This is a genomic window from Kitasatospora sp. NPDC093558, assembly GCF_040683475.1.
In the GTDB taxonomy this organism is placed as follows: domain Bacteria; phylum Actinomycetota; class Actinomycetes; order Streptomycetales; family Streptomycetaceae; genus Kitasatospora.
The window spans coordinates 1-6,611 of record NZ_JBFBDY010000353.1 but is presented as its reverse complement, the minus strand read 5'-3'; the positions used below and the strand labels follow the sequence as shown (position 1 = coordinate 6,611).

General features: G+C 73.6%; 9 protein-coding genes. 5 read left to right on the top strand and 4 right to left on the bottom strand.

The genetic code is table 11. The features are described 5' to 3' along the window. The coding region (locus tag AB0O00_RS26115; protein ID WP_363655679.1) for a hypothetical protein at nt 1–509 on the top strand (509 nt) is incomplete at its 5' end. 7 nt (nt 510–516) lie between these two features. Here AB0O00_RS26115 and AB0O00_RS26110 read toward each other — a convergent pair. After that, nucleotides 517–1,623: a hypothetical protein gene (locus tag AB0O00_RS26110; protein ID WP_363655677.1), complete on the bottom strand. Its 1,107-nt coding sequence runs from the start codon at nt 1,621–1,623 to the stop codon at nt 517–519. 199 nt (nt 1,624–1,822) lie between these two features. Here AB0O00_RS26110 and AB0O00_RS26105 point away from each other — a divergent pair, with 199 nt between their 5' ends. Continuing rightward, entirely contained in the window at nt 1,823–2,269 is a 447-nt protein-coding gene (locus tag AB0O00_RS26105; protein WP_363655676.1) for a hypothetical protein, read from the top strand. A gap of 15 nt (nt 2,270–2,284) precedes the next feature. Here the strand turns inward: AB0O00_RS26105 and AB0O00_RS26100 are convergent, their stop codons facing one another. Further along, nucleotides 2,285–3,247, bottom strand: coding sequence for an alpha/beta hydrolase (locus AB0O00_RS26100; RefSeq protein WP_363655674.1), 963 nt, complete (start codon nt 3,245–3,247; stop codon nt 2,285–2,287). Nucleotides 3,248–3,314: 67 nt separating this feature from the next. Between AB0O00_RS26100 and AB0O00_RS26095 the strand changes: the two genes are divergently transcribed. Beyond that, entirely contained in the window at nt 3,315–3,824 is a 510-nt protein-coding gene (locus AB0O00_RS26095; RefSeq protein ID WP_363655673.1) for a hypothetical protein, read from the top strand. A gap of 34 nt (nt 3,825–3,858) precedes the next feature. On the opposite strand, the gene AB0O00_RS26090 is transcribed toward AB0O00_RS26095, so the two are convergent. Further along, nucleotides 3,859–4,353 carry a signal peptide protein gene (locus tag AB0O00_RS26090; RefSeq protein ID WP_363655671.1) on the bottom strand — a complete coding sequence of 165 codons (495 nt, stop codon included), beginning with the start codon at nt 4,351–4,353 and terminating at the stop codon, nt 3,859–3,861. A gap of 289 nt (nt 4,354–4,642) precedes the next feature. Here AB0O00_RS26090 and AB0O00_RS26085 point away from each other — a divergent pair, with 289 nt between their 5' ends. Beyond that, the gene (locus AB0O00_RS26085) at nt 4,643–5,254 is read left to right on the top strand and encodes a TetR/AcrR family transcriptional regulator (RefSeq protein ID WP_363655669.1); all 612 of its coding nucleotides are present in this window, start codon (nt 4,643–4,645) and stop codon (nt 5,252–5,254) included. A gap of 118 nt (nt 5,255–5,372) precedes the next feature. Continuing rightward, nucleotides 5,373–6,182: a class II aldolase/adducin family protein gene (locus AB0O00_RS26080; RefSeq protein ID WP_363655667.1), complete on the top strand. Its 810-nt coding sequence runs from the start codon at nt 5,373–5,375 to the stop codon at nt 6,180–6,182. 17 nt (nt 6,183–6,199) lie between these two features. On the opposite strand, the gene AB0O00_RS26075 is transcribed toward AB0O00_RS26080, so the two are convergent. Beyond that, nucleotides 6,200–6,611: GNAT family N-acetyltransferase (locus AB0O00_RS26075; protein WP_363655665.1), on the bottom strand; the 412-nt coding region annotated here is incomplete at its 5' end.

Below are 6,611 nucleotides of genomic sequence, written 5' to 3'. Positions count from 1 at the left end.
CTCCCTGGGAGGGAGGTGAGCCGCAGTTCGCGCTGACCGACTACGGGCGGAGCGCGAACTGTGCGCTGGAGCGGCGGTGTTCGGTGTGCGGCGTGCTGATGCCGCAGGGGCCGGTGTGGCGGGTGGTCGGGGCGGAGGAGAGCGCGGCGATCGCGGAGGCGCTGGCCGCCGGGCGGCCGTACCGGAACCTCGCGCCGACGATGGAGGGGCCGGGGCACCGGGCCTGCATGCTGTACGCCGCGATGGTCTGCCCGTACCTGGCCCGGCCCAACGCCCGTCGGCGCAACACGGCCGACGGCGCCCCGGACGGGCTGACTGCTGCCGTGGTCCGGGGCGCCGTGCGCGGTGGTGGGGGTGCGGTGGTCGGGTACGGAGACTACGAGTACGGCGTCACCGAGACCCGGGTGCTGTTCCGCTTCCTCGACGTGGTCGAGTACCTGCCGCACGAGAACGCGGACGAGCACTTGGCGGAGCTGCGCGCCGAGTTGGCGCGCGGGGCTCGCGACTGACGCCCGATCACGGCCGGAAGGCGGGCAGGCCCTTGAACGTCGAGACGGGCGTCGGGGCGGCGGAGCCGTCGGCGGGCAGGGTGCTGATCCCGTCCGGGGTGCGGACGGCGATGGTCTTCCCGTCCGGGGACCACGCGGGCTCGGTGTAGTCGGTGGTGGCCGACGGGGTGAGGTCCTTCTCCTTGCCCTGGTTGTCCGTGCTCTTGGCGAACAGGTGGTCGTGCCCGTTCACGGAGCGGACGAAGACGACCTGCTCGCCGTCGGGGGAGAGGGCCGGCTGCGAGCCCTTGCCCATGTCGCGGGTGTTGGACCGGATGTAGTGGTCGTAGATGTAGACCTCGCCGCCCGGCGTGTTGGCGTACGCGATCTCGCCGCGCTTGCCGCCGGCGTTGGACCAGGTGTTGCCGGTCTTGGGCGGCTGCGTGGCGCCGCCGTCGCCGTCGTAGGTGGCCGGGGTGAGCGTCTCGGGGGCCTTGCCGCCCTTGACGGGGACGGTCTCCATGGTGAGCACGCCGCCCTTGGCCGACGAGAACACGATGTTGCTGAAGCGCTCCAGGAAGCCGGGGCTGTCCGAGACGCTCGCGCTCTTCTCGGCGTGCTGCCAGCTCGGGTGGGACCAGGTCTCGCCGCCCGGGTTCTTGGCAACGGTCACCTTGTTGCTGCCGTCGGGGTTGGCGGTGACGAGGTCGCCGTCGCCGTTGATGAACGCGGCGTGCTTGCCGTCCGGGGACCACGCGAGGTCGCGCACGACCGTCCCGAAGTCGACGGTGGTGCCGTTCATGACGACGGTCTGGGTGCCCGTGCTGATGGTGAGGTGGTTGGCCGCGGAGGTGCCGTTGGTCTCCTTGCCCGCGCCGGAACCGCCGCTGCCGCCCGTGCTGCCGGTGCTGCCCGTTCCGCCCGTTCCGCCCGTGCTGCCCGTCCCGCCCGTGCCACCGCTCTTGGTCGGGGCCGGGGTGCCCGGCGCAGCCGTACCCGGGGCGGCGGTGGGCTCGGGGCCGTTGCCGGTGTCGTTGGGACCGCAGGCGGAGACCAGGACGGTACCGACGGTGGTCATCAGGGCTATCGCGGCGGCGGTGCCGAACCGGTTGCGGACTGCGGTGCGAACGGACATTCCAGATCCCCCTCGTGCGCTTTCTCGTTACAGGTAGGAGCTTCGCAGTCGCAGGTCCGTGCCGCGTCGACGACGTGTCACAGCCGTGGAACAGCCACCTCGGCGGGGAACTCCGCGCTATCGTCCTAGTCGGAACGCGGCGGCGCGCGAAGGCCCCGCCACGTCCGCCCGACTGTCCGGACCGGGAGGGGAGACCGCGATGACCGCCGCCCGCAAGCCCGCCGAACTGCTGGAGTTCTCCGACGACCTGCACGTCGAGGACATCGATCCGCTGCGGACGTTCCTGGCCGCCCGGCTCCGCGAGATCGTCGCCGCGCAGCCCGTCGGCAGTGACGCCCACTTCGCCGCCGAGCGCCTGGAACAGATCACCTCGGCCGACTGCATCCAGCTCGCGGACCTCCTGGTGGCCTGGGAGGTCGTGCTGGAGGAGTACCGGACGGAGGAGCCCGGCGAGACCCAGCGGCTGCGCCAGGACGTGTCGATCTGGTGGGCGCGGCTGTGCCGCACGGCCGACCGCTTCCGCGACCACCCGGACCACAACCCCCGGTGGCGCCGGCTGGACTTCATGAACCTCTGGCACGCGGAGCTGATGGCGAGCCTGACCGACGCCGCCGGCGGCGTCTACGGGGACGGCGCTCACCCCTGACGCCCCGGCCGCGTTTCAGGACCCGAGGATCCGCCGCAGCCAGCGGGTGCGGGCGTCGCGGGCGTCCCGGCTGAGGGCCGCCTGCGGTGCGAGGGTGTCGAAGCCGTGGAACGCGCCTGGCCAGACGTGGAGTTCGGCCGCGCCGCCGGCCCGCCAGATCGCGTCGGCGTAGGCCACCGCCTCGTCCCGGAAGGTCTCGGCCGAGCCGACCTCGACGTAGGCCGGGGGCAGTCCGGCGAGGTCGGTCGCGCGGGCGGGGGCGGCGTAGGGCGGCAGGTCGGCGGCGCCGTACCGCTCGCCCAGCAGGGCTTGCCAGGCGGTGGCGTTGGAGGTGCGGTCCCAGGTGTCGTGGCCGGCCAGCTGGTGGCTGGAGTGCGTGTCGCCGCGGTCGTCGAGCATCGGGCTGAGGAGCAGCTGGCCGATCGGCACCGGCCCGCCGCGGTCGCGCGTGAGCAGGGCGAGGGCTGCGGTGAGTCCGCCGCCGGCGCTCTTGCCGCCGAGGACGAGGCGCGTGGCGTCGAGGCCCAGCTCGTCGGCGAGTTCGGCGGTGTGGCAGAGCCCGGCGTAGCAGTCCTCGACGGCCGCGGGGTACTGCGCGCCCGGTGCCAGCCGGTACTCGACGGAGACGACGGCGAGCCCGAGCGGTCCGGCCGTCTCGCGCAGCAGGCGCGGGAGGACGGACCACGCGTTGCCGGAGACCATCCCGCCGCCGTGCAGGTAGTACAGGACGGGCAGCGGCCCGGCGAGCCCGGCGGGCCGGGCCGTCACCAGCCGGACCTCGCTGCCGTCCCACGCGACCGGCGCCCGCAGCTCGGCGACCTCGAACCGGCCGCCGTCCCGCAGCCGTTCGGCCGTCGGCCGGGGCCGGGAGGCCGCGTCCCGCGCCTGCCAGTCCGCGAGTCCCGCCGGTGTGAGCGGCTCGGGCGTGCCGACGGCCGCCAGCGCGGCGTGCAGTTCCGGGTCGAATGCGACGCCCATGGACGATCCCCCCTCATCTCGGTAACTTTTGTTACCGAAAGCCGAATCCGTAAACTATGGTTGTCGCATGATGATGCCTGAAATCACGCGGGAAGAACAGGCGGCACTCGACAAGGCGCTGTGCGACGCCCTGGACCCCCTGGCCGCGGCCATCCGCTCCCGGCGGACCGGGCTCGCGCAGGATCGCATGTGGGACGCGGACCCGGCCGAGGTGGCGCTGTCCGTCCTCGCCGCGTGGAAGGTCGTGGACGGCGCGGTCAAGCAGCTGGCGGCGACGGCGGCGGGCACCGCCGGTTCGTACGGGGCGAGTTACGAGCAGCTCGGCGCCGTGTGGGGCATCACCCGGCAGGGCGCGCGGAAGAAATGGCCGGACGCCGTTCAGCGGCCGGCGCAGGCGGCGGGCAGCCTCGAACTCTTCGGCGGGACGGCGCAGTTGGTCGAGACGCCGGGCGGCGGCTGGCGCTGGAGCGCCACGGGCGCCGACGGGGTCCGCGGCGCGGCGGACGACGGGGAGCGCCACGTGAGCGCGGAGGTGGCCGCGGCCCACGCGGGGGCCTTCCTGCGGGAGCACGCCTGATCGCGTGCTCCCTGGCCTTTTGGGTGCTTGCGGGTCAGGAGTACAGCGCCACGCGCGGTTCGATCGTGCCGTGGGCGGGTGCGAGGACCGTCAGCCGGTAGTGCTCGGTGAGCGTGTGGTGGCCGTGCAGGACGATCTTCGCGGAGGTGAGGGTCGTGAACAGCGTGCCGGTCTGGCTCCCGAGCGGCACGGTCCGCCACCGCCCGTCGGCGCCGAGCAGTTCGAGCCTGACATCGGACGTGACGAGGAAGGGCCCCTTGTCGGGCGACTCGACGAGGATCTGCGGGGCGACGGTGCGGTCCGTCGAGGAGGGGTTGCGGTAGGTCAGGGTGATCCGGTGCGGCGTGCGGTCCGTCGGCAGCGGGCTGCTCGGCAGGTCCACGAAGCGGACCGGCGCGGTGGCGGTCGCCGCCGGCGGGGGAGCGGAGGCCACCGCCTGCCCGGGTGCGACGAACGCGATGGCCGGCAGGGCGGCGAGGGCGACGGCGGTCAGGACCGGACCTCGGCGGGGGATCCACCTGGTGGGCATGGCGCCTCCTTCGATCGTCGACGGCACGCCCGGTGACCTTGGCGGTCCGCAGGTGCACGGACCGTCGCCGCGCGGGCGGGCTGTACGTATCCACGGTGCATGCCAACGCCATCCGCCGCATCCGCCGGGGCCGCGGACCGCTGCGGCGGCGGGTGGACGGGGCGGACGGCGGGGGAGATCGCTGGGCGGCGGTGACCCGGAGGTGGTGATCGATACACTCGTGCATCCGATCCGCGCCCGGGGCCACTGCCGCGGGACCCGCGCCCGGCGATCCGAACCCGGAGGTCCGATGCCCAAGGGCACCACCAAGCGCCGCCCCGTGACCCGGGCCGCCCTGCTGGAGGCGGCGCTCGCCGTCTTCGCCGAGCACGGCTTCCAGGCCGCCACGATCGAGCAGGTCTGCACCCGGGCCGGCTACACCCGGGGTGCGTTCTACTCGAACTTCGGCAGCAAGGAGGAGCTCTTCCTCGCCCTGTTCGACCAGCACAGCCAGGAGATCGTCGACCGCCTGGCCGAGCTGGCCGACGCGCTGCCCGCCGGGGACGCCACCCTCGCCGAGTTCGCCGAGCGGATCGCCCGGATCGAGCCCGCCGAGCGGGACTGGTACCTCGTGACCACCGAGTTCACCCTCCTCGCGATCCGCGACCGGCAGGCCGGCTGGGTGCTGGCCCGGCACGACGCCCGGCTGCGGGCGGAGCTCGCCCGGGGCCTGAGCGCCCAGCTGGAGCGGGTCGGCCTGCGGCTCACCGTGGACGCGGAGGACCTGGCCCGGCTGCTGATCGCGATCCGCGAGGGCGGCCTGGCGCAGAGCTACGTCGAGCCCGAGGTGCTGCCGCCCGGCGAGCTGGAGCGCCGCTTCCTCGCGACGATCCTGGGCGCGGTGACGGAGGCGTCGGGCTGACGGAGGCGTCGGGCTGAGGCCCGGTCCCGGGGAAAGTGCAACCGATGCATCGACGTATCGGATACATCCTCGTATCATCCCGAGGGAAGGCACTCGCACCCCCACCCGGGAGGACGCCATGACCACCCCGCTCCCCGCATCCCTCGCCGCCGCCGTCGGTCCCGTGCCGGAGGGCGTCACCTTCCCGCTGCCGCCGACCTTCGACTCCGTCGAGGCCGAGCGCCAGTACCGCAAGGAGCAACTCGCCGCCGGTTTCCGGCTGTTCGGCCGCTTCGGGTTCTCCGAGGGCGTCGCGGGCCACATCACCGTGCGGGACCCGGAGAACCCGCAGTGGTTCTGGGTCAACCCGTTCGGCATGGCCTTCGGCCAGATCAAGGCCTCCGACCTGATCCTCGTCGACCACGAGGGCAACCTGCTGCACGGCAACCGCCCGGTCAACAAGGCCGCGTTCGTCATTCACTCCCAGGTGCACGCCGCCCGCCCCGACACGATCGCCGCCGCGCACTCCCACTCCCTGCACGGCAAGGCGTTCGCCAGCCTCGGCATCCCGCTCGACCCGATCACCCAGGACGCCTGCGCCTTCTTCGAGGACCACGCCGTCTACAGCGACTACCGCGGCGTGGTCAACGAACTGGAGGAGGGCAAGCGGATCGGCGCTGCCCTCGGCCCGCACAAGGCCGTCATCCTGCAGAACCACGGCCTGCTGACGGTCGGACAGTCCGTCGCCGAGGCGGTCTGGTGGTTCGTCACGATGGAGCGCTCCTGCCAGGCGCAGCTCCTCGCGATGGCCGCCGGAACGCCCAAGCTGATCGACCGCGAGACGGCGCTGCGCACCCGCGACCAGATCGGCAGCTCCCTGGCCGGCTGGTTCCAGGCCCGCCCGCTGTGGGACCAGATCGCCGTCTCGGACCCGGACCTCTTCGACTGACCCTCGCCCTCGGCGTCTCAGGCGGTCCCGTCGGTCTCGGTCCGGACGTCGTACGGGCGCAGGCCGCGCTTCTCGTAGTTGCGCAGGGCGTTCGGGTGGTCGTTGGTGTCGGTGTGCAGCCAGACCCGGCGGACGGCGTCCGCGCCGAGCGGCTCGGTGGCCCACGCCTGGCGCAGCGCGAGCGTCAGCGCGTAGCCGCCGAGGCCCCGCCCGACGTGCTCGGGGACGAGGCCGAAGGTGGTGATCTCCACGTCGCCGCCCGGGTGCGGCTCCAGGTTGGCGACGCCGGCGGGCTCGCCGTCGTGGGTGAGCAGCCAGTACTGGCGGCGCGGGTGCTCGGCGAGGTGCGCCGCCCAGTCCGCGTCGGTGCGGGCGGTGCTGCGCCAGCCGTGCGGCGCCCCGACCCGCGCCTGGACGGACTGCACCGCG

Coding starts and splice junctions, on each gene's coding strand:
- AB0O00_RS26100 (WP_363655674.1), bottom strand. CDS start 3,247: ATGGGCGTCGCATTCGACCCGGAACTGCACGCCGCGCTGGCGGCCGTC.
- AB0O00_RS26105 (WP_363655676.1), top strand. CDS start 1,823: ATGACCGCCGCCCGCAAGCCCGCCGAACTGCTGGAGTTCTCCGACGAC.
- AB0O00_RS26085 (WP_363655669.1), top strand. CDS start 4,643: ATGCCCAAGGGCACCACCAAGCGCCGCCCCGTGACCCGGGCCGCCCTG.
- AB0O00_RS26080 (WP_363655667.1), top strand. CDS start 5,373: ATGACCACCCCGCTCCCCGCATCCCTCGCCGCCGCCGTCGGTCCCGTG.
- AB0O00_RS26095 (WP_363655673.1), top strand. CDS start 3,315: ATGATGATGCCTGAAATCACGCGGGAAGAACAGGCGGCACTCGACAAG.
- AB0O00_RS26090 (WP_363655671.1), bottom strand. CDS start 4,353: ATGCCCACCAGGTGGATCCCCCGCCGAGGTCCGGTCCTGACCGCCGTC.
- AB0O00_RS26110 (WP_363655677.1), bottom strand. CDS start 1,623: ATGTCCGTTCGCACCGCAGTCCGCAACCGGTTCGGCACCGCCGCCGCG.